This window comes from Deltaproteobacteria bacterium, from assembly GCA_005879535.1.
Classification (GTDB): domain Bacteria; phylum Myxococcota; class Myxococcia; order Myxococcales; family 40CM-4-68-19; genus 40CM-4-68-19.
Window position 1 is genome coordinate 23,435 of sequence record VBKI01000031.1, and the last position, 21,262, is coordinate 44,696.

Consider the following 21,262-nt stretch of genomic DNA (forward strand, 5'->3'; position numbering starts at 1 on the left):
ACATCGCCGGCCCGGCCGCCCATCACCACGCGGAGTCCTCGCACGGTCACGGGGCCGTCATCTCCGAAGGATCCGCCGGGCTATAGGCGCACTGTGCCTCGGCCCCGGAGTCCGGTCCGGCCCAGAACGCGATCGCCGCCTTCTCCGTCGAGGTGAAGTACACGACGTTGAAGGGCGCTGCGCCCCAGCACTCCGAGACCGAGATGCTGGTGTATCCGGTGGGAAGAGCGGTGACGTCCGCGCGGCCGCGGCCGTCGTTCTTCCAGCGGGAGTGCACCGCGAAGCGGTCGCCGCTGGTCGTATTGTGCATGGCGAAATCGAGGTCGCCGCCGCCCGAGGTGTCGTTCTTGTACGAGTACACGACGTTGTTCTTCTGGCCCGGGTGGTCGTTGTCGTTCGCGCCGAGAAAGGTGACGCCGAGCTGCGCCGGTCCGACGTTGGAGTACGAGGTGACCTGCATCAAACCGGTGGCGTTACCGGCGATGCCGAGCGTGGCCATCTTGTCGAAATCGATCTGGAAGTTGCCGGAGCCGTGGTGCCGCTGCGGGCCGGGCTTGGCGACGCCGGTCGCGAACGTCACGTAGGTGGTGCCGGGCTTGACCGCGCCGGAGAGGGACCAGTCGAAGCTGACGCCGTCGCCGTCGCGCGAAACGACCAGCTTGTAATCCAGCCGGTCGAGAGGACCCGAGCCCTGCCAGGTGCAGCTCGTGGCGTCGCAGCTGGTCGGCTCGTAGTCCTCCACCACGTGCCGGAGCAGGTCGAGGAACGCCGCGGTGGGCACGTTGAAGACGACGGCCACGCCAACCGTCAAGCCCCAGAACGGCGACTGCTGGCCGGCAGTGGAATTCTGGGTGATGGCGTCGCCGCTGGAGGTACTGCTCGCCTGCTGCGAGCTCGGCGACCCCATCGAGATGGCTTCCTTGCTGGGCATCGCATCGCGGGCATCGTCCTTGAAGCCGCCGCCGCAGGCGACCGCGGCAACCAGGGGGAGGGCAAGTAGCTTGCGCATGTCCTTCGTCTCCTTGACGGGCGACGGCCCGCTCTGTCCACCCCTCTGGACACAGCCGGGGGCTGCGCATGGAAACGCGAGCGAAAATCGCCCTGTTCCCGACAACTTGGACCCGCCACGGCCACGGCCAGGCAATGCGTGTGCGATGGTGTGGTGGTGGCTCGTCCCTGCGTCTTCTGCGCCATCGTGAGCGGCGAGATCCCCGCCTCGTTCGTGCTGCGCGAGCCCGCCGCCTGCGCGTTCCTCGACGCGCGGCCGGTGTTCAAGGGGCACGTGCTCGTCGTCCCTCCTGTGCATGTCGACGATTTTCACACGCTGTCGTCCGGCGACATGGGACCGTTCTGGTCTTCTGTCCAGCGGGTCTCGCGCGCCGTCGAGGCCGGCCTCCAGGCGCATGGCACGTTCGTGGCCGTGAACAACAAGATCTCGCAGAGCGTCCCGCACCTGCACGCGCACGTGGTCCCCCGCCGCAAAGGCGACGGCCTGCGCGGCTTCTTCTGGCCGCGGACGACATACGATTCCGACGCGGAGCGGGAAGACTTCGCCACCCGCATCCGGGCGGCATTAACTTAAGGACATGCAGCGGATCCAGGGCCGCAAGGCGGACATCCTGGCGTGGACCAACCCGGGCGAGATCGAGGGCGTCGCGCTGGAGCAGCTCAAGAACATCTCCTCGCTGCCGTGGGTGTTCCATCACGTCGCGGCAATGGCGGACGTCCACTACGGCAAAGGCGCGACGGTCGGCAGTGTGATCGCGATGAAGGGCGCGGTGAGTCCGGCGGCCGTGGGCGTGGACATCGGATGCGGGATCGGTGCGGTGAAGAGCAGCCTGACCGCGCGCGACCTGCCGGACGATCTCCGACCCTGGCGAAACGCCCTGGAGCGCGCGATACCCGTCGGGTTCCACGAGCACCGCGACCCCATCGAGCGCCCCCAGGACAAGGCGTTCTGGGACGAATTCCACGAGCTCACCCCGGCGGTGAAGGATCTGATGGGGAAAGCGCGCAAGCAGCTCGGCACGCTCGGCGGCGGGAACCACTTCATCGAGCTCTGCCTGGATACGGACGACCGGGTGTGGATGATGCTCCATTCCGGCAGCCGCAACATCGGCAAGTCGCTGGCGGAGATCCACATCCAGCGCGCCCGGAAGCTCGCGCACAACCAGGATCTGCCTGACCGCGACCTGGCCGTGTTCCTCGCCGGCACGAAGGAGATGCAGGAGTACCGGCGCGACCTCTTCTGGGCGCAGCGCTACGCGATGAAGAATCGCGAGGCGATGCTGGACCTCTACGCGTCCGTGCTGCGGCAGTTCCGCCCGGACGTCGCCTTCGCCGAGCCGATCCTCTGCCACCACAATTACGTGGCCGAGGAAACGCACTTCGGCGAAGAGGTGCTGGTCACGCGCAAGGGGGCGATCCGCGCCGGCAAGGGCGATCTCGGGATCATTCCCGGGAGCATGGGGACTCGCAGCTACGTCGTCCGGGGGCTGGGCAACCCGCAGAGCTTCGAGAGCGCCTCGCACGGTGCCGGGCGCAGGATGAGCCGGGGCGAGGCGAAGCGGCGGTTCTCCGTCAGGGACCTGCAGGAGCAGACCAAAGGCGTCGAGTGCCGGAAGGACGGCGGCGTCCTCGACGAGATTCCCGCCGCGTACAAGCCCATCGAACAGGTGATGGAGAACCAGAAGGACCTGGTCGAGGTCGTCGCCGAGCTGCGCCAGGTCCTCTGCGTCAAAGGGTAACGGAATTCCCGTCGGAATTCCGACACGCTTGTCAGAATTTCCCCTCACCCCGACCGGGCGGTAGCGAGGGCGCGCACGCAACTCACGGAAATTTCGAAACCTGAAATTTTTTCGAAACTGGCACCGGGCTTGCTCGTCTTAGCGGGCATGAGCGTCCTTCGCACCATGAGCCTGATCGTCGGCGGCGCGCTCGTCGCGCTCGGCGGCACCGCCGTCGCCCTCTTTCTTTAGGGCGCCCGCGGCGAGCACGCGCCGCGTCCGAACGTCCTGGACGAAGGCGACCACCCGCGGCTCTTTCCAGGAATCATTCGACGGGACCGGTACTTCGGCGCTCCATTGCGCCGCTCCCGAAGCTACGGTGCCCACCCGCTGCAAGGCGCGGACGACGGCCGTGTGCGCCAGCGTGCGGCCCGCGTTCTCCCCGTGCTCCACCTTGCTGACGAGGCCGTCCTCCACCACCGCGACCATGACGTCGGCGTCAGAGTGGTCGGAGAGTCCCGTGACCTCGATACGGACTCGACCGGCGGGAAAATTAACTTTTTTAATTTTTTTCTCCGCCGGGGTGAGGCGAAGGATCCCGTGCGGCTCGCGGGCGGCGGCCGTGACGGCGGTCACAATCGCTCGCTCGTCGGACCCGAGCACGTCGATGCGGCCGTCCACCACCGCCTGCGGCGTGTAGACCCGGCCGCCGTAGTCGCTCTGCCGTTCGCTGAAGCGCGGGTCGGAGAAGGGGTCCTTCCATCCCAGGCTGTTCCAGTAGTCGACATGCTCGGAGAGGACGATCACCTCCACGCCGGCGACCGGCTGCTGGCGGTGAAGCCGCGCAAGCACCGCGTCCGCGGGCGGACAGCTCGAGCACCCTTCCGAGGTGAACAGCTCGACGAGCACCGCGGCCGCCAGCATCGCGCTCATGGGCCAAGTCTACGCGGGACTTCAGGCAGCGGTTACGCCATACTGAACGGAGTGTCAGAGGGCTCCGGCAGATTGTCGGCATGAGCGAATCCAACCTGCTCGAGCTTCCGTTCGCCGCGCCTCCGCCTCCTGAGCGCGGTCGCGTGGTCGTTTCCGACGCCTTCGACCTGTTGCGCAGCCTGGCGCCGGAGTCGGTGGACCTGGTGGTCACCGACCCGCCGTACGAGTCGTTGCAGATCCATCGTGCCCGGGGCACCACCACCCGGTTGACCACCAACTGGTTCACGACGGTGCCCAATGAGCGGCTGCCGGAGCTGCTCCGCGAGGTGTATCGGGTGCTCCGGTCCGATCGGCACTTCTACCTCTTCTGCGACGAGGTGACGGCCGACATCATCAAGCAGCAGCAGGGCATCGGCGCCGCGCGGCTCGTCAACGGCGCGCGGAAGTGCGCGTCGGGCTTCGTGTACTGGAAAGAGATCGTCTGGGCGAAGACCACGCTGGACGGCGCTCGCATCCGCGGCGGGACCGGGTATCACTACCGGGCCGCGAGCGAGCGGATCCTCTTCTTCGAGAAGGGCAAGCGCGCGCTCAGCGATCTCGGCATCCCGGACGTGCTGATGGCTGCGCGCGCGGGCGTCCCCGGGCCGGCGGTAAAGCCGGGCGCCGTTGTCCGGACGCTGATTGCGCAGAGCACGTCTCCGGAAGAGCTGGTGGTGGACCCCTTCTGCGGGTCCGGCGTCACCGGAGTGGAAGCGCGCGGGCTCCATCGGCGCTTCCTGCTCGGCGACATCGACCTTGCGTATCTCGATCCGTCGCTCGCGGAGCTGGCGCCGCGGGACGCCATCGTCGCTCGAGCCGCGGCGGTGGTCGCCGAGCCGGTCGATCCTCCGGAGCTGGAAGCGTTGGCTGACGGCAGCGCGTCGGCCGACGAGCTCGATGCAGCGCGCGCCTGCGGCTGGCTCGACGCCGACGGCGCGACGGCGGTCCTGGACAAGCTCCTGGAGATGCGGCCCATCGAGCGCGAGGCGGCCCTGCGGCGCGCGCTGCGGACAGAAGCTCCGCGGCCGCGGGAGCCGGATCGCCTGCGCGCCTGGCGGGCCTGGGCGCTGAGCGGAAGGCGGAGACCGTGACCGAAATCAGCGTGCTGCAGCTCGTTTCTCCGCCCCGGCAGGTGCCGGAGCTGATCGCCGCGCTGCGCGCGTGGGAGCCCGGCGGCATCGGCTCCTGGGTGCTCGCGGCGAAGGCGCAACTTCCGCTCACCGCGGAGGAGTGCCGGCTCCTGGCGCAGAAGATCGACACGCTCGAGTTGTCGGCGCTGGAGTTCGAGCGCGTGATCGCACTGGTCGGGCTGTCGCTCGGGCTCGACTGCCGGCGGCGTCTCACGGTGGGCAAGACCATCTACGGAAAGGACCGCGAGGTCGACGTCCTCTTCCGCGACGCCCGCAACGGAAACCGGCTGGCGGTGGAAGCGAAGTACCAGCGGGTGACCGGCACGGCCGACGAGAAGCTGCCCTATGCGGTGCTGAACCTCGCGACCCTGCCGCTGCCCGGTGTCATCGTGTACGGCGGCGGCGGGTTCCACCAAGGGGCGCTCCACTGGTTGTGCGCCAACACGCGCGCAACGGACATCTCCCGGCTCGGAGATTGGCTCACGGTGTTCTTCGCGCTCTGACCATCTTGCGGCGCGGCCGGCGCGTCGCGGTCATCGCGGAGCTCGCGCCGGGGCGAGTTGCGGCGCGGGAAGTCGCGCGGCGGCGGGCGCGGGCGGCGTCGTCGAGCGTTGCGAGCGTGGCCTCCCCGAGAGCGCGGAGGGCGGCGCGATCGAGTGCGAACCCGATGGGCGCGCCAAGCACCGGCCACAGCTTCGCCGCGCGCGGAAGCCAACCGAGCCCGAGCCGGCGCAGGATGGCCTTGAGCAGCGCCGGATTGAGCCGGCGGATGATGCGGCCGGGGAGCGAGCCCCGCAGGACGCGACCGATGGCGCTGGCCCCCGCGCGCATGCCGACGCTCTTCGCCGCGTCCGCGAAGCCCGCGCCTGCCCAGAGCGCGTAGAGCTTCAGCCGCCCCTGCTCGCCGCCCGTGTCGATGCCGTACAGGTCGAGCAGCGCGAAGATCAGCTCCGCCTCGAGCAGCAGCGAGATGGCGATGCCCGCAGGCAACCCGAGCGGAAGCGCCACCAGCGCGACCGTCCCGGTTGCGGCTCCTGCCAATCCGGCGCGCAGCGCCATCGAGCCGATGAGCCGCCTTCCCAGGGCGACGTCGTCCTCCCCGGGGTGCTCGAGCCGCAAGGCCGCGACGCGGAACCGCGCGCGTTTCCGTGCCTTCTCCACGAGAGCATCGAGCCGATCCATGGCTACTCCGCGCTGGCGGAGAGGATTGTATCGCCGGGCTGGAGCGCGTCGAGGACTTCGTCTCCGGAGCGGAGCTGCCCGGCACCGGTGTAACGCCCGTCCAGATGGGGCTGGGGCGAATGGCAGAGGAAGAACTGGCTGCTACCGGTCTCCGGGCCGCTGGTGGCAATGCCGAGAGTGCCGTGGAGGAAAGGAAGCGGACTGTGCTCGTCGGGGAGCGCCCAGCCGGGCCCACCGTCGCCGTCGCCTCGCGGGTCTCCGCCCTGGACGACGAAGTCCGGAACGACCCGGTGGAATGTCAGTCCGTTGTAGAAACCGCGATTGGCGAGCGCCGCCAGCGCAGAGGTCGTGAGCGGCGCGATGTCGGGGCGGAGATCGATCACCATCTCTCCGCGGCTCGTCAGGAGGCGCAGCACGCGGGCCTGTGGCATCGCCCTGGCTTCGGGCGGTAACGAAACCGCGATGCGCGGACTGCCCAGCGCTGCCGCGAGTGCGGCGTTGGTGGTGGGAAGAAGCTGCGGCAGCGCGCCGGTCAGCGGCACCAGCGCCGTGAGCGCATCGGACGCGGCGTCGCCGGCAGGTTTCAGGTGCGCTGCGGCGAGCCGCTGCACGGCCGCGAGCGCTGCGTCTTCGTAGCCGGATCCGCCGGCAGCTTCGCCAAAGCGCCCGCGGCCTCCTGCACGACGTAGGGGTCGGGATCGCCGAGCAGCCGGCGCAAGTCTGCCCCGAACGCGGCACCGGCCGCACCTGCCGCAGCACCGCGGACGCGGCCATCCTCGTCACGGAACGCTTCCCGCGCTTGCGGCAGATCCAGCTCGGCGGCGAGCGCTCCTGTCCGCGCGCGCGAACGCCATCCGTCGGCGGCGCAGTGCGGGGTGTCGACGAGCTGCTTGCGGATGCGATCGCGCGCCTGCGCCACGGCGCATCGAGAGGTTGGGTCGCTGAACGCCGCAGGGTCTGGACGTAGCTCGCCGAGCGCGGCTGCGGTCTCTGCCAGCGTGACGATGACATGGGGCGAACTCTACCCCGCCCAGACCTGGCGCAGGATCGCGGAACCTCCAGCGGCCGTGGCAAGGGAACGCGCCACCTCCACGCGGACACGCCAGTCATCGTGGAAGACATCGGCCAGCTTGATCAATTCCTCTGCCGCAAGCCCTTGCCGTCCTTGTTCCTGGCCAGAACGCCGAGCGAAAACGCTGCATCGTCCGCTGCCGGTCCCGAGAGCCACGGGACCCGACAGAGGGCGCGCCGCGGCCCGTGACGCTGGGCAACGCTCCGCGAGGCAACTGATCAATGCATCGCGACCACCGTCGATCCTCCCGAGCGCCCACGCCGCCATCTCGCCCGCTTCTGGATCGTCGAGCATCCGGCGCAACGCGCCGGCCGCTTCTGCATCGCCGATCCGTCCAACCGCAAGCGCCGCGCGGATCCGGACCGCCGCATCGTGGGAAGTCAGGAGCGCTCTGGCCTCGACATCGGGAACGCGCGCGAGCTCGATCCGCTGCAAGGAATCCGCGATCTCCGCGGAGATCGCCGGCAAGGTGGCGAAACGCGACCTCGGCGGCGGGGATGGCCGCGCGCAGGCAAGCACGAGCGGCACGACGGTTAGGGTGACAACGGCGTAGACATTCGGTGACACATACCTCGCCCATTCCGCCGCCTTACAGCGGCGGTGCACGCTCGCCGGCGCGAATCGCCAGCGGAAGCACGTTCTCTCGCGGCGGAATGGGGCAGTTGTAGAGCGGCGAAAAGGCGCAGGTCGGGTTGTAGGCGCGGTTGAAGTCCACGACATAGCGATCGCCGCCGAGCGATTCGGCGTCCACGTACCGGCCGATGGCGTAGCTCTCGTGGCCGGTGGTGGCATCGCGGAAGAACACCGAGACGGCCGACTCACCGGTGCCCGGCTCCAGGAGCCGCAGGGCGGTGAGCTGCAGGACTCGTCCCGAGAGCATGAACTCCAGCTTTCCCAGCCGCAGTCCGCGACGCCTGTTTCCTCGAGTCGACAGGACGATCTCCTCGCGCGCCTGCGGATCGCGCGCCAGTCGCGCCTCGACATGGAAGGCGGGATCGGGATCGAACCACACCGGAAAGGGTCCGGTCTTCAGGCGCGGGCTCTGCGGATCGAGCACCACCACCCCCGGGAAGTTCTGGTGCGACAGCCGCAACGTGTACCGGCCCACCTGCACCTTCGCTGACGGGTCGAGCCGCTCTGTCCTTCCCTCGCGCCGGAGCTCGAATCCGTCCGCCAGCGCGCGCAGGACCACCGCTTTCGGCGGCACGCCCTCTAGCGGGACGTCGGCATCCGCAGCGCTGCCGAACGTCATCGGCCGATCGCCTTCGAAGTCGTGACGCGCGACCGCCGCGAGTGGGCTGGTGCGCGGATCGCGGAACGAGTCCGACGTCCGCTCGCGCTCCTTCAAGAGAGCGTCCACCTTCACCGATCCCGCCGCCGCACGCGCTCGCGCGTCCGGTGCTCCTGTTCCGGATTGCGCGTCTCGGCGCGCCGGATGCGACCCGGCTCGACGCCGTCGGCGGTCTTCCGCGAGCGCACCCACTCCATGAACGGGTGACCGCCTTCGCCATCGAATATGTGGGGACCTTCCGCCTCGCGGCGGAAGCGGAGCCCGGTCCCCGCTTCGAGTGCGTGCGACCAGCGCCCGTCGCGCGCCTCGACCTGGACCGTCCCTTCGTACACGCGGACCAGATCGGGCTGCTCCTGTCCCGCTTCGACGCGGAACTCGGTCCCGCGCACTCCCGCGACCGCGTTCTCCGTCTCGACCCGGAACGTCTCCCCAGAGGCCAGCTTGTGCACTCGCGCCCAGAGATTGCCGAAGAACAGGCGCGCGCTGAACTCACTCCGCGCGGGAATGGGCGAAAGGGTGAGGCGCGTGTTCTCTCCGATTCGCAAGAGCGATCCTCCCGGAAACGCAATCTCAGCACGGCCGCCGGCCTGCGTCTCCACCGTATCGCCGGGTTGCAGCACGGCGCCGGTCACAATCGGCGCGCCGGCGACGATGACGGACCCTTCCACCCGCGTGGCGGTCATCGACTCGCCCGCGGGAGCGCACATCAGTACAGCGAGCGCCAGCCACGTCATTCGGAGACCCTCCGCTCCGGGTGACACGGATCGTGGCGAATCGGTGAAAGCCGCGCCAGCGCCGCGATGTGCTCGGGGATAGTGCCACAGCAACCTCCCAGGATCGACGCTCCCCGGGAGATCCAGCGGGACGCTCGCAGTGCGTACTCCTCCGGCGAGAGGACCGGCGTAGGAGGCCACCCTGCCTCCGGATCGACGTCGCCCATGTGGGCGTAGGCGCCGAATGGCAACCCGCTGGCGGCGGCGGCGCCAAGGCCCGCGTCAACGCCGTCGCAGGGCACGCAATTGATCAGCGCGGCCTGCGCTCCCGCGCGGCGGGCGTCGCGAAAGAAGGCGCCGAGATCGTCCCCGTTGCGCATCGACCCATTGGCCATCGCCAGCGCGGCCACCCAGACGGGCAGTCCGGTCTCCACCGCGGCGCGCACGGCCACCAACCCCTCGTCCGCCGCGACCACCGTTTCGACCAGCAGCAGATCGCAGCCCGCGGCCGCGAGCGCCTGCGCAAGCTCGCGATGCTCCAACAGCGCGACGTCGGGGGATGGACGCAGGTCCGGCCGGTAGCAGTCCTCGACGGGAGCCATGGATCCCGCCACCGTCGCCCTGCTCTCGCGGGCGAGCCGTACCGCCAGCTTCGTCAGCTCCCGCCAGCGGGCTCCCGCCTTGCGCGGGTTGGTGCGGAAGGTGTTTGCGGTGATTACCTGCGCACCTGCACGGACGTAATCCGCGTGCACCGTACGCTGCGCGGCAATCCCCGCCTCGGAAACCAGCGCCGCGGCGGAGAAGAGGGCGCTGCGCGTGTCGACGCCTCGCCGGCCGAGCTCCGTTCCCGTGGCGCCGTCGAGGAGGATCATCGCTGGTCAACTCCCCGACCATCTGATACGCGGAGGCCCATGCCCATGCTGAACGTCGGCGACCCGGCGCCGGATTTCACCCTCACTTCGCATGAGGGCAAGACGGTGAAGCTCAGCGATCTGCGCGGCAAGAACGTCATCCTCTGGTTCTACCCGAAGGCCGACACCCCTGGTTGAACCCTGCAGGGCTGCGGGCTCCGGGATCGAGCCCGTGATCTTGCCGCGAAGAACGCGGTCATCCTGGGCGTGAGCTTCGATACCGTTCAGGAGAACAAGCACTTCGCGGAAAAATTCAACTTCCCCTATCCGCTCTTGTCGGATCCGACGCGCGCCATGGGCGTGCAGTACGGCGCGGCGGACACCACGCAGAGCGGAAACGCGAAGCGCGTCGCGTACATCATCGGCCCCGACGGCAAGGTGAAAAACGTCTTCGCCAAGGCGAACACTTCGACCTTCGCCGCCGACGTGCTCGCTCTTCTGTAAGTCATTTAGATAACGCGTCGATAGCACGCTGCGTGCGTCCGCCACGGCGGCCGTGGGATCTCCGGAGGCGAATGGCTACCCGATTGCCCGAGTTGATTCGCAAGTATCAGGACTCGCTGCTCGCCGAGTGGATCGCGGAGCAGAGGGCTGCGCTGAGCCGGAAGCTGATCAAGGAGTCCGAGCTCGAGGAGCAGTGCTCCGCGTTCCTGCGCGCTGTCGGTCAGGGGGCATCCAGCGGCGACCTGACAACCCTCGACGGAGCTGCCTGGAAGGACATGAAGGAGTTGCTCACCACGGTGTCGCGGACCCGGGGACAGGCGGGCTACAGCCCCTCCGAGACCGCGATGTTCGTGCTCTCGTTCAAGAAGCCGCTCTTCGCGCGCCTGGGCAAGGACCTTCCCGCCGCGGAGGTCGCCGCCGAGCAGTGGACCGCCACCGTCCTGCTCGATCAGCTGGGACTGTTCACCACGGAGATGTACCAGCGCGCCCGCGAGGAAGTCATCGTGCGGCAGCAGCAGGACATGCTGGAGCTGTCGACGCCGGTGGTGAAACTGTGGGACGGCGTCCTCGCCCTGCCGATGATCGGCACCCTGGACTCGGCACGCACGCAGGTGGTGATGGAGACGCTGCTGCAGCGGATCGTGGAGACGGGCAGCGCCGTCGCGATCCTCGACATCACCGGTGTTCCAACGGTGGACACGCTGGTGGCCCAGCATCTGCTCAAGACCATCGCAGCGGCGCGGCTGATGGGCGCCGACTGCATCATCAGCGGCGTGAGGCCGCAGATCGCGCAGACGATCGTGCACCTCGGCGTGGACCTGGGAAACGTGATTACCAAGGCGACGCTGGCCGACGCCTTCGCGCTCGCGCTGCAGCGCACCGGTCAGACCGTGGTTCGGGTCGCGGCGCCGCGCAGGAAGAAACCGAAGGAGACGGGCAAGGATCGCAAAGACCACGAATGACCATGGAACGCATCCCGATCCTCCGCATGGGCAACTATCTGCTGGTGACGATCCAGGTGGACATGCACGACCGCCTGGCCATGCAGCTCCAGGAAGATTTGACCACCCGCATCGCCAAGGACCAGGCGCGCGGGGTGCTCATCGACATCAGCGCGCTGGACATCGTCGACTCCTTCATCGGCCGGATGCTGGCGGACATCGCCGGCATGAGCCGAGTACTGGACGCGCAGACGGTGTTGGTCGGGATGCAGCCGGCCGTCGCCATCACGCTGGTCGAGCTCGGCCTGTCGCTGCCGGGAGTCCGTACCGCCCTCGACGTGGAACGCGGCATGAAGCTTCTCGAGCAGTCCATCGACGATCAGACCTTCGCCACGCGCGCGCACGAGGACGATGGACCAGGTGGAGAGAGCTGACGCGCTGCCGGTCCGCGGCGAGATCGACGTCGTGCTCGTCCGCCAGACGGTGCGCACCTGGTCCGTGCAACAGGGGTTCACGCTCGTGGACCAGACCAAGATGGTGACCGCCGCCTCCGAGATCGCCCGCAATACCGTTCTCTATGGCAGGGGTGGCACGGTACGGATCGAGGCGCTGGTCGACGGCGTGCGGAAGGGTCTCCGTCTCGTCTTCGAGGACCAGGGGCCGGGCATCCCGGACGTCGATCTCGCGATGCGCGACGGCTACACGACCGGGACCGGGCTCGGAATGGGGCTGGGCGGCGCGAGGCGCCTCGTGAACGAGTTCCGCATCGAGTCCCGGCCAGGTCAAGGCACGAAAGTGACGCTGACGAGGTGGAAGTGACCGTCCAGCAGCGCATCGTCATCGAGGACGACTCGCACGTGGGCGAGGCACGTCGGACTGCCGCCTCGTTCTCGCGCCTCGCCTCACTCTCCGAAGCAGACGCCGGCCGCGTCGCCATCATCGTCAACGAGTTGGGGACCAACCTGCGCAAGCACGCCAAAAGCGGTGAATTGCTTCTCCGCGACCTGCGGTACGGCCAACGGGCCGGCGTCGAGATGCTCTCGATCGATCGCGGGCCGGGCATGAACGTCGACATGGCGCTGCGCGACGGCCACTCGACCTCCGGAACGCGCGGCGAGGGGCTCGGGGCCGTGCAAAGACAGGCCCACGAGTTCGATGCGTTCTCCGGGAGCGGCGGCAGCGTGATCGTGGCGCGGGTTTGGGGAGGCGGTCCCCGCCGCGATGGCGTCGCAGTGGGCGCCGTGTCCCTGCCCCTTCCGGGCGAAGGGCAATGCGGCGACGCGTGGGCCCTGCAACCGTCGACGTCGTCGATCCGGCTGCTCGTCGTCGACGGGCTCGGTCACGGTCCCATCGCTGCGCGAGCCGCCTCCGTCGCGGTCGAGGCGTTTGCGGCGACCGATCGGCTGCCCGGACCTGAGGCGGTGGTGCATGCGCTCCACGCAGCGCTGCGGCCGACGCGGGGCGCCGCGCTCGCCGTCACCGAGCTCGATCTGATTTCGCGCAGCGTCCGCTTCTCGGGAGTCGGCAACATCGGCGCTACGCTCGAGAGCGCGGGCCAGAAAGCGCGCGGGCTGCTCTCGCACAACGGCATTGCGGGCCATGAAGCGCGGCGGATCCAGGAATTCACCGTCCCCTGGCCCGCGAAGGGCGTACTGGTCGTGCATTCCGACGGCATCCAGACCCAATGGAAGCTCGAGGCGTATTCGGGGTTGCAGGCCCGGCATGCATCCGTCATAGCAGGCGTGCTCTACCGGGATTTTCGCCGCAAGGGCGACGACGCCACCGTGGTCGTCATCAAGGAGCCATGAAGACGACCCCGCTGCCGCTGACGACCATCGAGCTCGTGGCCGAACGCGACGTGGTCGTCGCGCGGCAGCGTGCGCGCCAGCTGGCCGGCCTGCTCGGCTTCGCCGCCCAGGACCAGTCGCGCATCGCCACGGCCACCTCGGAGATCTGCCGCAATGCCGTGCGGTACGCGGGCAAGGGCCGCTGCGAGTTTCTGCTCGATGAAGGTTCGCGTCCGGCGCTGGTCGTCCGGACTTCGGACCAGGGCCCCGGAATTCGCAACCTCGATGAGGTCCTCGCCGGCCGCTACCAGTCCGCCACGGGGATGGGCCTCGGGATCGTCGGGACCCGCCGGCTGATGGACCGGTTCGTCATCGAGACGACGCCAGGACGCGGGACCGAAGTCGTGTTCACGAAGGAACTGCCGGAATCGGCGCTTGCCGCCGCGAATCCGTCGCAGATCGCCGAGCAGCTCGCCCGCACGCCGCTTCCCGCCACGGAAGAGGAAGTGCGGCAGGCCGATCGCGAGCTGCTGCGCGCCATCGGCGAATTGCGCGCCCGCAACGAGGAGCTCGAGCAGATTCGCGGTGAGCTGGAGGAAACCAATCGCGGCGTGGTCGCGCTCTACGCTGAGCTCGATCAGCGCGCCGAATCGCTGCGCAAGGCCACCGAGCTGAAGAGCCGGTTCCTCAGCAACATGAGCCACGAGTTCCGCACGCCCCTCAATTCCGTCCAGTTGCTGGCGCGGATGCTGCTCGACGGCACCGAAGGAGCGCTCAGCGAAGGTCAGCGCAAAGCGCTCGAGCTGATGCGGAGATCCGCAATGGATCTCACCGAGATGGTGAACGACCTTCTCGACCTGGCCAAGATCGAGGCGGGGAAGATCACCGTCCGACCCACCGACTTCGACGTCGCGCAGCTCCTCGGGTCCCTGCGTGGGGTCCTCCGGCCGCTCCTCCAGGATGGCCCGTCGGTGCAGCTCACCTTCGATCCACCGCCGGATCTCCCGCCGCTGTTCACCGACGAGGCGAAGGTGACGCAGATCGTACGCAACCTGGCCTCCAACGCGCTCAAGTTCACCGAGCAGGGCGAAGTGCGCGTCGGCGCCCGGGAGGAGTCCGCCGGGCAGGTGACCTTTTACGTCAGCGACACCGGCATCGGGATCGCGCCGGAGGATCAGGAGCGCATCTTCGAGGAGTTCACGCAGATCGAGGGCGGGCACCAGAAAAAAGTCAAAGGTACCGGCCTGGGCCTGCCGCTGTCGCGCAAGCTGGCGGAGATGCTCGGGGGCGAGATCCGTGTCGAGAGCGAGCCGGGCCGCGGGTCTACGTTCTCGTTGCAGTTGCCGGCGCGGTACGTGCCCCCACAGGCCATTCCCTCCCGGGGCGATACGGTCGTCGCCGCCGTGGACGACCCCGCGCTGCTGTCGCAGTGGGAGGGGTTCCTCGAGGGAACGCGCTACCACCTGCTCGCGGCGCGCACACCGGACGAGGCCCGGGCTGCCATCGTTCGCGGGCGCCCCGCCGCGCTGATCGCGATGCCGTTTCTGGGAGGCGTCACGACCCGGCCGCTGCTCGCCGATCTGCGCAAGGATCCGGCCACCCGCGCCATCCCGGTGATCGGCTTCGCCGGCGGTCACGACACGCGTCTTCTCTCCCTGGCGGCGGACCTGATCGTCGACCGGCTCGACGAGCGCCACAAGCTGCTGGAGGCGCTCGCTCGCGCCGTGTCGCCGCCGCGGCGCGTGCTGCTGATCGCGCAGGACGCGCGGGACGAGCTGCGGGCGCAGCTCGCGGAGCCGCGCCTCGAGCTGCTCGAAGCGCGGGACGGCGCGGAAGGCGTGCGGCGCGCGCGCGAGGAACGGCCGTGGACGGTGGTCCTCGACGCGACAGCGCCGGGATTTGCCGAGGAAGCGCTGGAATTGCTCCGCGAGGATCCGGCCACGCGTGGTCTGCCGGTGCTGGTGCGGGCGGCGAGGACACTGGACGCCGACGAGGAGCGCAGGTTGAGCGCCGGCGGAGCTCGGGTGCTCGCCGTCCAGCAGATGCTGCGCGACGAGGCGGCGCGCGCGCTACGCGCCGCCGTATGGGAAGCGGACATCGCCCACGGCTGAGCCGGCGACGGTGGGTGCAGGGCAGACAGCCGGGCAAGCCTGGGGTCCCGCGGATGAGTAGCTTGCGCGCGGATGGCGCGTGCCCAGCTCATCGACTCCATTCGCGCGGCCGCGAGCCTCGTGGGCGGAACGCGGCGCGACTACGATCCTCTCCTGGAGCTGTCCGCCCAGGCGGGCTTCGTCCTCCTCGGTGAAGCGACGCACGGGTCGCACGAGGTCTATCGCGAGCGCGGCCGGATCACGCAGCGCCTGATCGCGGAGCAGGCGTTCAACGGCGTCGTCGTGGAGGCCGACTGGCCCGACGCAGACCGGGTGAACCGCTGGGCGCAAGACCGGTCGGACGATGGCGACGCCGAAGAGGCGCTGGGCGGGTTCCGGCGATTTCCCACTTGGATGTGGCGCAACACCGCCGTGGTCGAGTTCCTCTCCTGGCTACGCGCGCGCAACGAATCGAGCGGGCGTGCGCCGGTGCTGTTCCACGGGATGGATCTCTACAGCCTGTACGCGTCGATGGATGCCGTCGTGAAATACCTGGCACGCCACGACCCGGAAGCCGCGGCGAGGGCGCGGGCCCGCTACGCGTGTTTCGAAATGCCAGGACGCGAAGACGGCGGGCAAGCGTATGGTCACGCGGCGCACCTCGGCACCATCGAGCCCTGCGAGCAGCAGGCGGTGCAGCAACTTCTCGAGCTGCAGCGGCGCGCGAGCCGCGAGCTGGATCCCGAGCTGTTTTCCGCGGAGCAGAACGCCCGGCTGGCGCGCAACGCCGAGGTCTACTACCGGGCGATGTTCGGCTCCCGCATCTCCACATGGAATCTCCGCGACCGCCACATGGTGGAGACGCTCGAGGCGGTAGCGGCGTTCCTGCAGCGGCGAGACGGATATTCGCGAATTGCCGTCTGGGCCCACAACTCGCATCTCGGCGATGCGCGCGCGACGGCGATGGGCGAGGAAGGCGAGCTGAACGTCGGTCAGCTGGTGCGGGAGAAGCATGGCGATGCCGCGCTCCTGGTCGGGTTCACCACCTACGAGGGAACCGTCACCGCCGCCGACGACTGGGGCGGATCGCCGCAGCGGATGACCGTCCGCCCGGCGCTGCCCGGCAGCGTGGAAGAGCTGTTCCACGAGGTGGTCCTCCCCCGCTTCTTCCTGCCTCTGCGCGGCGCCGGAGAGGCGCTGGGCGAGCTGCGGGAAGCGATGCTCGAGCGGGCCATCGGCGTCGTCTATCGACCCGCCACCGAGCGGTACTCGCACTACTTCGAGGCGCGCCTGGCGTCACAGTTCGACGCCGTGGTGCACATCGATCGGACGCGCGCGGTGGAGCCCCTCGAACGCTCACAGTTGTGGACAGCGGAGCCGCCGGAGACGTACCCCTCCGCGCTGTAAGAGCCTACACTTCTGGCCGTGTACGACGTCGTGGTCGTCGGGAAGGCGAACGTCGACTACCTGGTCCGCGGCCCGCGGCTGCCGGCTCCCGGCGAGTCCGTCAACGGCGACGCGTTCCAGGAGGCTGCAGGAGGCAAAGGAGCGAACCAGGCCGTCGGGGCGGCGCGTCTCGGCGCGAAGGTCGCGCTGGTGGCGCGCGTCGGCCGCGACGCGCGCGGCGATGCGGTGCTGGCGAAGCTCCACGACGAGAGTGTCGAGACGCGTTTCGTCACCCGCGATCCCGAGCAGCCCACCGGCGTCGCTCTCTGCCAGGTGGCGGCGTCGGGAGAGAAGCAGATCCTTTCCGCTGCCGGCGCAAATGCGCGGCTGACTTGCGTCGTCCTCTGTCAGCTTGGGGTCCCTCTCGACGCGGTGGAGGAAGCGGTCCGCCTGGGGCGCAACGCGAGATGCGTGGTCGTCCTCGATCCCGGACCTCCCGCCCGCCTGCCTGACTCGCTCGTTGCACAGCTCGATCTGATCCGGCCGAACACGTCGGAGGCGGAGATTCTCACCGGCATTCCCGTCCGCGACCGCGGCAGCGCGCGCGAGGCGGCGCTCGACCTGCTGCGACGCGGAGCGAAGATCGCGGCGGTGCAGGCGGGCGAGCACGGCGACGTCCTCATCTCGCGCGAGCGCGAGGTGTGGCTGCCGCGGTTCGACGTCAACCGCGTGGATGCGACGGGCGCGGGCGATGCGTTCGCCAGCGCGCTCGCCGTTTGCCTCGCCGAAGGTCGCTCCCTCGAGGACGCCGGGCCGTTCGCGAGCGCCGCGGCGGCGCTGGCGACGACGGTGCTGGGAGCGCAGGCCTCGCTTCCCCGCCGCGAGGCGGTCCTGCGGCTCTTGCGCGACCGGTACAGCCTCAAGCAATAGCCGCAAAGCCGCACTTCCGGTGCCGCAGCAGCTATCCGTCGCTGCGCATCCAGCCTTTGCCTTCGTACTCCATGTACGCCGCGGTCCGGACTGCGACCTCGCGTCCGAAGTACAGCTCGACCACGTGCAAGGCGAGATCGATACCGGAGGTGAGCCCGCCGGCGGTGAAGACCACCGCATCGCTCTGGACGTATCGCACGCCGCGCTCCAGCGAGATCTTCGGGAAGCGCTTCTCGAAGTCGTCCCAGGCATCGTGGTGCGTGGCGGCCTTCTTGCCGTCGAGGATGCCTGCCATGGCGAGCTTGTACGCGCCGGTGCAGACGGACATCAGCACCTGGCTGTGCGTGGAGGCGCGCCGCAGCCAATCCAGCATCTGCTTCGATTTTCCACCCTGCGCGCCGACGACCACGATGACCGGCGCGGGCGCGTCCGCGAACGTGTAATCGGGCGTCACCTGCATTCCGCCGCTGGTGCGGATCGGCGAGCGCGAATCCGAAACCGTATACAGCCGGAACGGCATCCGCTCTTCCATGCTGGCCCCGCGGCTGTCGACGTGGACGTCCTGGAACACCTCCCAGGGTCCGGCGAAGTCGATCATCGTCGCTCCTTCGGTGAGCACGAAGGCGACGGCGATGGAGCCCTTGGGCGGCACGCTCAAGGCGGCGGCTACGACGAGCGCAGCAATCATCATGCCCTCCTACGCGCTCCGTAGCGCGATCATCGGGTCCACTTCGGCTATCCGGCGGGCCGGCACGAGGCAAGCGACTGCGCCAACCCCGGCGAGCACGGCGGCGCCCGCGACGTAGGTGACGGGATCGTGCGCGGCGATGCCGAAAACGAGGCCGGACATCACGCGGGAGATGGCGAGCCCGCCGAGGATTCCCAGGGCAAGACCGAGCCCGACCAGCGCCATTCCCTGGCGCACCACCATCGCCAGCAGCGAGGAAGGCGCAGCGCCCAGGGCCAGGCGGATTCCGATCTCCTGCGTCCGCTGGCTCACCGAATAGGCGATCACTCCGGCGATTCCCGCCGCAGTGATGAAGATGGCGAGGATGGCAAAGGCGCCGAGTAGCAGCGCGGTCAGGCGCGGCGAGGCCAGGTTGTCCGCGCGGACCTGCGCCAGCGTCCTCACCTCCGTGACCGGCTGCTGCGGATCCATCTCCTTGATCGTCCCCCGCACCATCCGCTCCACGTCCGCCGCTGGCGCCCGACTGCGCACGATCAGCCTCAGGTCGAGGAAAGGCTGGATCGCGAACGGCGCATAGAGCTCGTTCCCGGGCTCCCGCTCGAGGCCGTGCTGCTTCACGTCGGCGACGACGCCGACGATCTGCACCCAGTTGGTCGCGCCGACGACCTTGATCCGCTTGCCCAACGCGTCCTCGCCGGGAAAGAAATGGCGAGCGAACGACTGGTTCACGATGGCGACCGGTGGCGCCGGATCGCGATCCATCGCGGTAAATGCACGGCCGGCGAGCAATGGGACCCCCATGGTCTGGAACAGGTCCGGAGTGGCCGTCTCCAGGTCCGCCCGCGGCCGCGGACCATCCGACGGCGGCGCTCCCTCGATCTGGAACTCCACCCCGAATGGATTCGTGTCGTTGAGCGGGACGGACCCCGTCAGCGCTGCGGAGATCACGCCGGGCTCCACGCGAATCCGGTCCAGGAGGCCGTCGCCAAAGGTGCGGATCTGTTCGGGCCTCCCAGAGCGGCTCCAGTTCAGATCGACGCGCGCGGTGAGGACGTTCTCCACGTCGAATCCCGCGTCCACGGACTGGAGGTTGAGCAGGCTGCGCAGCATCAGCCCGGCGCCGATCAGCAGCGCGAACGACACCGCGACCTGCGAGACGATGAGCGCGCTCCGGGCACGCAGTCGGGCGCGGTGCGCGGTCGCGCCCGCTCCTTCCTTCAGGTCCGCGGCGAGATTCGCGCGCGCCGGCAGCGCCGGCAGGCATCCGAGCAGCGTCCCGGTGAACAACGACAGTCCCAGCGCGAACAGCAGGACCCGCCCGTCCAGCCGGATCTCGGAGGCGCGGGTGGTGAACCGGGCCGCGAAGGCAGCAAGCGCATCGAGCCCCCAGCTCGCGACCAGCACGCCGAGAACGCCTCCGGCGATCGCCAGGATCAGGTTTTCGGTGAGGAGAAGTTGCAGCAGGCGCAACCGCGTTGCCCCAAGGGCGGTCCGGACCGCCATCTCCTTCTCGCGACGGACCAGCCGCGCCATGGTCAGATTGGCGACGTTGGCGCAGACGATCACCAGCAGGAAGAGAGTGGTGGCGAGCAGCACGATGAGCGTGGGACGCGCGCCGCGGGTCAGCTCATCGCGCAGGGACGCCGCGGTGGTGAGAAAACCCTCGCTCTTCGGATACGCGTCCGGATACGCAGTGTGCAGCCGCTCCGCGATCTGCGCGAGGTCCTTCTGCGCCGTGGCGAGCGTGGCCCCGGAGCGCAGCCTGCCGAACACGGTGAGCCCGCGCGCCGTCCGCGTCTGCGACCACCGCGGCCCATTGCGGAACGGGCAGGCGACGCTGGGCATGAACACGTCGTTGACCCCCGGGTATTGCGGCATGGGCGCCAGCACCCCGACGACCTGGTGGACCTTGTCGTTCATGGTGAAGGTCTTGCCCACGACCTCCGGATCGCCGCGGTACGCGCGCTGCCAGTACTCGTACGTCAGGACGAGGACGGGGGCAGCGCCCTGCACGTCGTCGTCCGCCACGAACGTCCTGCCGAGCAGCGGGCGGACGCCGAAAGCGTCGAAGAAGTTCGCCGAGACCACGGCGGTGGAGACGCGCTGCGCCTCGGCGCCGCCCAGCAGCGTGAACTGCATCTGGTGGTACTCGACCACCGCGTCGAGAGCGCGGGTCTGCTCCCGGTAATCCTTCACCTCGAGCGGCGAGAAGCCGGCGTTCTCCACCCGGCCTCTCTGCAATGGCTGGAGCAGGTGGACCATCCGGTGTCCGTGGGCGTACGGCAACGGCCGCAGTAGGACCGCGTCGATGACGCTGAAGATCGCCGTGTTGGCCCCGATCCCGAGCGTCAGCGTGAGAAGGATGGCCGCGGTGAATCCGCGGCTGGCGATGAGAGCGCGGATGCCGTACCGCGCATCGTGCAGCAGCGTGGCGAGAGCGCGCTCGCCGCGGCCTTGGCGCGCGGGCCGCTCCAGCCACTCCCCGAAATCGCGCGGCGCGGCGCCGAGCCGCTCCTTCATCCCGTTCCAGAAGAGGTCGGCGGCCGCCCGTGGCGAGAAACCCACGCCGTACACGTCCCGGCAGAGCCGGAGCAGGTCCTCGGCGTGGCGCTCGCGGAATCGTTTCGGGTAGGCGCGGAGGAAGAGTCGCAGCATGGGGCCCCCTCAGATGGCGAGCAGCTCGCCGATCACTCCGGCGAGGAGCTTCGCTTCCGCCTGCGCGGTGCGCCGGCCCAGCGAGGTGATCCGGTAGTACGTCCGCCGCTCGTCGCCGGCCGAGGCTCGCTCGTGCACGTCGATCAAGCCGCGCTCGAGCAGACGGTCGAGCACGCGGTAGAGGTTGCCGGGCCGGATCCGGATTCGCCCCTGGGAGCGCGTCGCCACTTCCTGGACGAGGCCGTAGCCGTGCAGTGGCGCGGCGTGCAGCGCCGCGAGGACGAACAGCTCGGCGGGCTTCAGCGGAGGTGTGCTCGAATCGAGTATGCTCATATTGAGCATAC

At 69.2% G+C, this 21,262-nt stretch carries 25 protein-coding genes; 13 read left to right on the forward strand and 12 right to left on the reverse strand.

Going from position 1 to position 21,262, the window contains the following annotated elements; translation table 11 throughout:
* Nucleotides 1–46 precede the first annotated feature (46 nt).
* Nucleotides 47–1,009, reverse strand: a complete 963-nt coding sequence (locus E6J58_01735) for a hypothetical protein (GenBank protein ID TMB42491.1) — start codon at nt 1,007–1,009, stop codon at nt 47–49.
* 153 nt (nt 1,010–1,162) lie between these two features.
* Between E6J58_01735 and E6J58_01740 the strand changes: the two genes are divergently transcribed.
* Entirely contained in the window at nt 1,163–1,582 is a 420-nt protein-coding gene (locus tag E6J58_01740) for an HIT family protein (GenBank protein TMB42492.1), read from the forward strand.
* A 4-nt stretch (nt 1,583–1,586) separates the two neighbouring features.
* The gene (locus E6J58_01745) at nt 1,587–2,747 is read left to right on the forward strand and encodes an RtcB family protein (protein ID TMB42493.1); all 1,161 of its coding nucleotides are present in this window, start codon (nt 1,587–1,589) and stop codon (nt 2,745–2,747) included.
* A gap of 138 nt (nt 2,748–2,885) precedes the next feature.
* Here E6J58_01745 and E6J58_01750 read toward each other — a convergent pair whose 3' ends face one another.
* Nucleotides 2,886–3,659: a DUF1223 domain-containing protein gene (locus E6J58_01750; protein ID TMB42494.1), complete on the reverse strand. Its 774-nt coding sequence runs from the start codon at nt 3,657–3,659 to the stop codon at nt 2,886–2,888.
* A gap of 80 nt (nt 3,660–3,739) precedes the next feature.
* Here E6J58_01750 and E6J58_01755 point away from each other — a divergent pair, with 80 nt between their 5' ends.
* A complete protein-coding gene (locus E6J58_01755; GenBank protein ID TMB42495.1) occupies nt 3,740–4,789 on the forward strand; it encodes a site-specific DNA-methyltransferase in 1,050 nt (349 codons plus the stop codon).
* The gene (locus E6J58_01760) at nt 4,786–5,331 is read left to right on the forward strand and encodes a hypothetical protein (protein ID TMB42496.1); all 546 of its coding nucleotides are present in this window, start codon (nt 4,786–4,788) and stop codon (nt 5,329–5,331) included. Before E6J58_01755 ends, E6J58_01760 begins: the two co-directional genes overlap by 4 nt.
* Here E6J58_01760 and E6J58_01765 read toward each other — a convergent pair.
* From E6J58_01765 to E6J58_01795, 7 genes are all read right to left on the reverse strand, one after another.
* Nucleotides 5,309–6,010, reverse strand: coding sequence for a hypothetical protein (locus tag E6J58_01765; protein ID TMB42497.1), 702 nt, complete (start codon nt 6,008–6,010; stop codon nt 5,309–5,311). The two genes, E6J58_01760 and E6J58_01765, sit on opposite strands and share 23 nt — an antisense overlap.
* 2 nt (nt 6,011–6,012) lie before the next feature.
* A complete protein-coding gene (locus tag E6J58_01770) occupies nt 6,013–6,441 on the reverse strand; it encodes a peptidylprolyl isomerase (protein ID TMB42522.1) in 429 nt (142 codons plus the stop codon).
* A gap of 152 nt (nt 6,442–6,593) precedes the next feature.
* On the reverse strand, nt 6,594–6,929 hold the full coding sequence (locus E6J58_01775) for a hypothetical protein (protein ID TMB42498.1): 336 nt from the start codon (nt 6,927–6,929) through the stop codon (nt 6,594–6,596).
* Between the two features lie 102 nt (nt 6,930–7,031).
* Nucleotides 7,032–7,802, reverse strand: a complete 771-nt coding sequence (locus tag E6J58_01780) for a HEAT repeat domain-containing protein (protein TMB42499.1) — start codon at nt 7,800–7,802, stop codon at nt 7,032–7,034.
* Nucleotides 7,672–8,448 (reverse strand): DUF1684 domain-containing protein, encoded by a 777-nt coding sequence (locus E6J58_01785; protein TMB42500.1) that lies wholly within the window; start codon nt 8,446–8,448, stop codon nt 7,672–7,674. Before E6J58_01785 ends, E6J58_01780 begins: the two co-directional genes overlap by 131 nt.
* A complete protein-coding gene (locus tag E6J58_01790; GenBank protein TMB42501.1) occupies nt 8,445–9,107 on the reverse strand; it encodes a FecR domain-containing protein in 663 nt (220 codons plus the stop codon). The genes E6J58_01785 and E6J58_01790 overlap by 4 nt, the downstream gene beginning before the upstream one ends.
* Nucleotides 9,104–9,958 (reverse strand): homocysteine S-methyltransferase family protein, encoded by an 855-nt coding sequence (locus tag E6J58_01795; protein ID TMB42502.1) that lies wholly within the window; start codon nt 9,956–9,958, stop codon nt 9,104–9,106. Before E6J58_01795 ends, E6J58_01790 begins: the two co-directional genes overlap by 4 nt.
* A gap of 39 nt (nt 9,959–9,997) precedes the next feature.
* On the opposite strand from E6J58_01795, the gene E6J58_01800 reads away from it, so the two are divergent.
* The 9 genes from E6J58_01800 to E6J58_01840 all read left to right on the forward strand — a co-directional run bounded on the left by E6J58_01800 (nt 9,998) and on the right by E6J58_01840 (nt 17,575).
* Complete coding sequence (locus tag E6J58_01800; protein TMB42503.1) at nt 9,998–10,135, forward strand: redoxin domain-containing protein; 138 nt, start codon at nt 9,998–10,000, stop codon at nt 10,133–10,135.
* A gap of 3 nt (nt 10,136–10,138) precedes the next feature.
* The gene (locus E6J58_01805) at nt 10,139–10,441 is read left to right on the forward strand and encodes a redoxin domain-containing protein (GenBank protein ID TMB42504.1); all 303 of its coding nucleotides are present in this window, start codon (nt 10,139–10,141) and stop codon (nt 10,439–10,441) included.
* 71 nt (nt 10,442–10,512) lie between these two features.
* On the forward strand, nt 10,513–11,403 hold the full coding sequence (locus E6J58_01810) for an STAS domain-containing protein (GenBank protein ID TMB42505.1): 891 nt from the start codon (nt 10,513–10,515) through the stop codon (nt 11,401–11,403).
* Between the two features lie 2 nt (nt 11,404–11,405).
* Nucleotides 11,406–11,816, forward strand: a complete 411-nt coding sequence (locus E6J58_01815; GenBank protein TMB42523.1) for an STAS domain-containing protein — start codon at nt 11,406–11,408, stop codon at nt 11,814–11,816.
* Nucleotides 11,794–12,201, forward strand: coding sequence for an anti-sigma regulatory factor (locus tag E6J58_01820; GenBank protein ID TMB42506.1), 408 nt, complete (start codon nt 11,794–11,796; stop codon nt 12,199–12,201). Before E6J58_01815 ends, E6J58_01820 begins: the two co-directional genes overlap by 23 nt.
* Nucleotides 12,192–13,190: a serine/threonine protein kinase gene (locus tag E6J58_01825; protein ID TMB42507.1), complete on the forward strand. Its 999-nt coding sequence runs from the start codon at nt 12,192–12,194 to the stop codon at nt 13,188–13,190. Before E6J58_01820 ends, E6J58_01825 begins: the two co-directional genes overlap by 10 nt.
* Complete coding sequence (locus E6J58_01830) at nt 13,067–15,280, forward strand: histidine kinase (protein ID TMB42508.1); 2,214 nt, start codon at nt 13,067–13,069, stop codon at nt 15,278–15,280. Before E6J58_01825 ends, E6J58_01830 begins: the two co-directional genes overlap by 124 nt.
* 72 nt (nt 15,281–15,352) lie before the next feature.
* Nucleotides 15,353–16,666 carry an erythromycin esterase family protein gene (locus E6J58_01835; protein TMB42509.1) on the forward strand — a complete coding sequence of 438 codons (1,314 nt, stop codon included), beginning with the start codon at nt 15,353–15,355 and terminating at the stop codon, nt 16,664–16,666.
* A gap of 18 nt (nt 16,667–16,684) precedes the next feature.
* The gene (locus E6J58_01840) at nt 16,685–17,575 is read left to right on the forward strand and encodes a ribokinase (GenBank protein TMB42510.1); all 891 of its coding nucleotides are present in this window, start codon (nt 16,685–16,687) and stop codon (nt 17,573–17,575) included.
* 31 nt (nt 17,576–17,606) lie between these two features.
* Here the strand turns inward: E6J58_01840 and E6J58_01845 are convergent, their stop codons facing one another.
* From E6J58_01845 to E6J58_01855, 3 genes are read right to left on the reverse strand one after another with little or no spacing between them, the layout of a single operon-like run.
* A complete protein-coding gene (locus E6J58_01845) occupies nt 17,607–18,266 on the reverse strand; it encodes a DJ-1/PfpI family protein (GenBank protein ID TMB42511.1) in 660 nt (219 codons plus the stop codon).
* A gap of 6 nt (nt 18,267–18,272) precedes the next feature.
* A complete protein-coding gene (locus tag E6J58_01850; GenBank protein TMB42512.1) occupies nt 18,273–20,918 on the reverse strand; it encodes an ABC transporter permease in 2,646 nt (881 codons plus the stop codon).
* A gap of 9 nt (nt 20,919–20,927) precedes the next feature.
* Nucleotides 20,928–21,260, reverse strand: a complete 333-nt coding sequence (locus E6J58_01855; protein TMB42513.1) for a PadR family transcriptional regulator — start codon at nt 21,258–21,260, stop codon at nt 20,928–20,930.
* Between the last annotated feature and the right edge of the window lie 2 nt (nt 21,261–21,262).

Coding starts and splice junctions, on each gene's coding strand:
- E6J58_01755 (TMB42495.1), top strand. CDS start 3,740: ATGAGCGAATCCAACCTGCTCGAGCTTCCGTTCGCCGCGCCTCCGCCT.
- E6J58_01750 (TMB42494.1), bottom strand. CDS start 3,659: ATGAGCGCGATGCTGGCGGCCGCGGTGCTCGTCGAGCTGTTCACCTCG.
- E6J58_01790 (TMB42501.1), bottom strand. CDS start 9,107: ATGACGTGGCTGGCGCTCGCTGTACTGATGTGCGCTCCCGCGGGCGAG.
- E6J58_01830 (TMB42508.1), top strand. CDS start 13,067: ATGGAAGCTCGAGGCGTATTCGGGGTTGCAGGCCCGGCATGCATCCGT.
- E6J58_01735 (TMB42491.1), bottom strand. CDS start 1,009: ATGCGCAAGCTACTTGCCCTCCCCCTGGTTGCCGCGGTCGCCTGCGGC.
- E6J58_01795 (TMB42502.1), bottom strand. CDS start 9,958: ATGATCCTCCTCGACGGCGCCACGGGAACGGAGCTCGGCCGGCGAGGC.
- E6J58_01800 (TMB42503.1), top strand. CDS start 9,998: ATGCCCATGCTGAACGTCGGCGACCCGGCGCCGGATTTCACCCTCACT.
- E6J58_01770 (TMB42522.1), bottom strand. CDS start 6,441: ATGCCACAGGCCCGCGTGCTGCGCCTCCTGACGAGCCGCGGAGAGATG.
- E6J58_01780 (TMB42499.1), bottom strand. CDS start 7,802: ATGTCGTGGACTTCAACCGCGCCTACAACCCGACCTGCGCCTTTTCGC.
- E6J58_01765 (TMB42497.1), bottom strand. CDS start 6,010: ATGGATCGGCTCGATGCTCTCGTGGAGAAGGCACGGAAACGCGCGCGG.
- E6J58_01810 (TMB42505.1), top strand. CDS start 10,513: ATGGCTACCCGATTGCCCGAGTTGATTCGCAAGTATCAGGACTCGCTG.
- E6J58_01745 (TMB42493.1), top strand. CDS start 1,587: ATGCAGCGGATCCAGGGCCGCAAGGCGGACATCCTGGCGTGGACCAAC.
- E6J58_01850 (TMB42512.1), bottom strand. CDS start 20,918: ATGCTGCGACTCTTCCTCCGCGCCTACCCGAAACGATTCCGCGAGCGC.
- E6J58_01835 (TMB42509.1), top strand. CDS start 15,353: ATGGCGCGTGCCCAGCTCATCGACTCCATTCGCGCGGCCGCGAGCCTC.
- E6J58_01820 (TMB42506.1), top strand. CDS start 11,794: ATGGACCAGGTGGAGAGAGCTGACGCGCTGCCGGTCCGCGGCGAGATC.
- E6J58_01855 (TMB42513.1), bottom strand. CDS start 21,260: ATGCTCAATATGAGCATACTCGATTCGAGCACACCTCCGCTGAAGCCC.
- E6J58_01845 (TMB42511.1), bottom strand. CDS start 18,266: ATGATGATTGCTGCGCTCGTCGTAGCCGCCGCCTTGAGCGTGCCGCCC.
- E6J58_01815 (TMB42523.1), top strand. CDS start 11,406: ATGGAACGCATCCCGATCCTCCGCATGGGCAACTATCTGCTGGTGACG.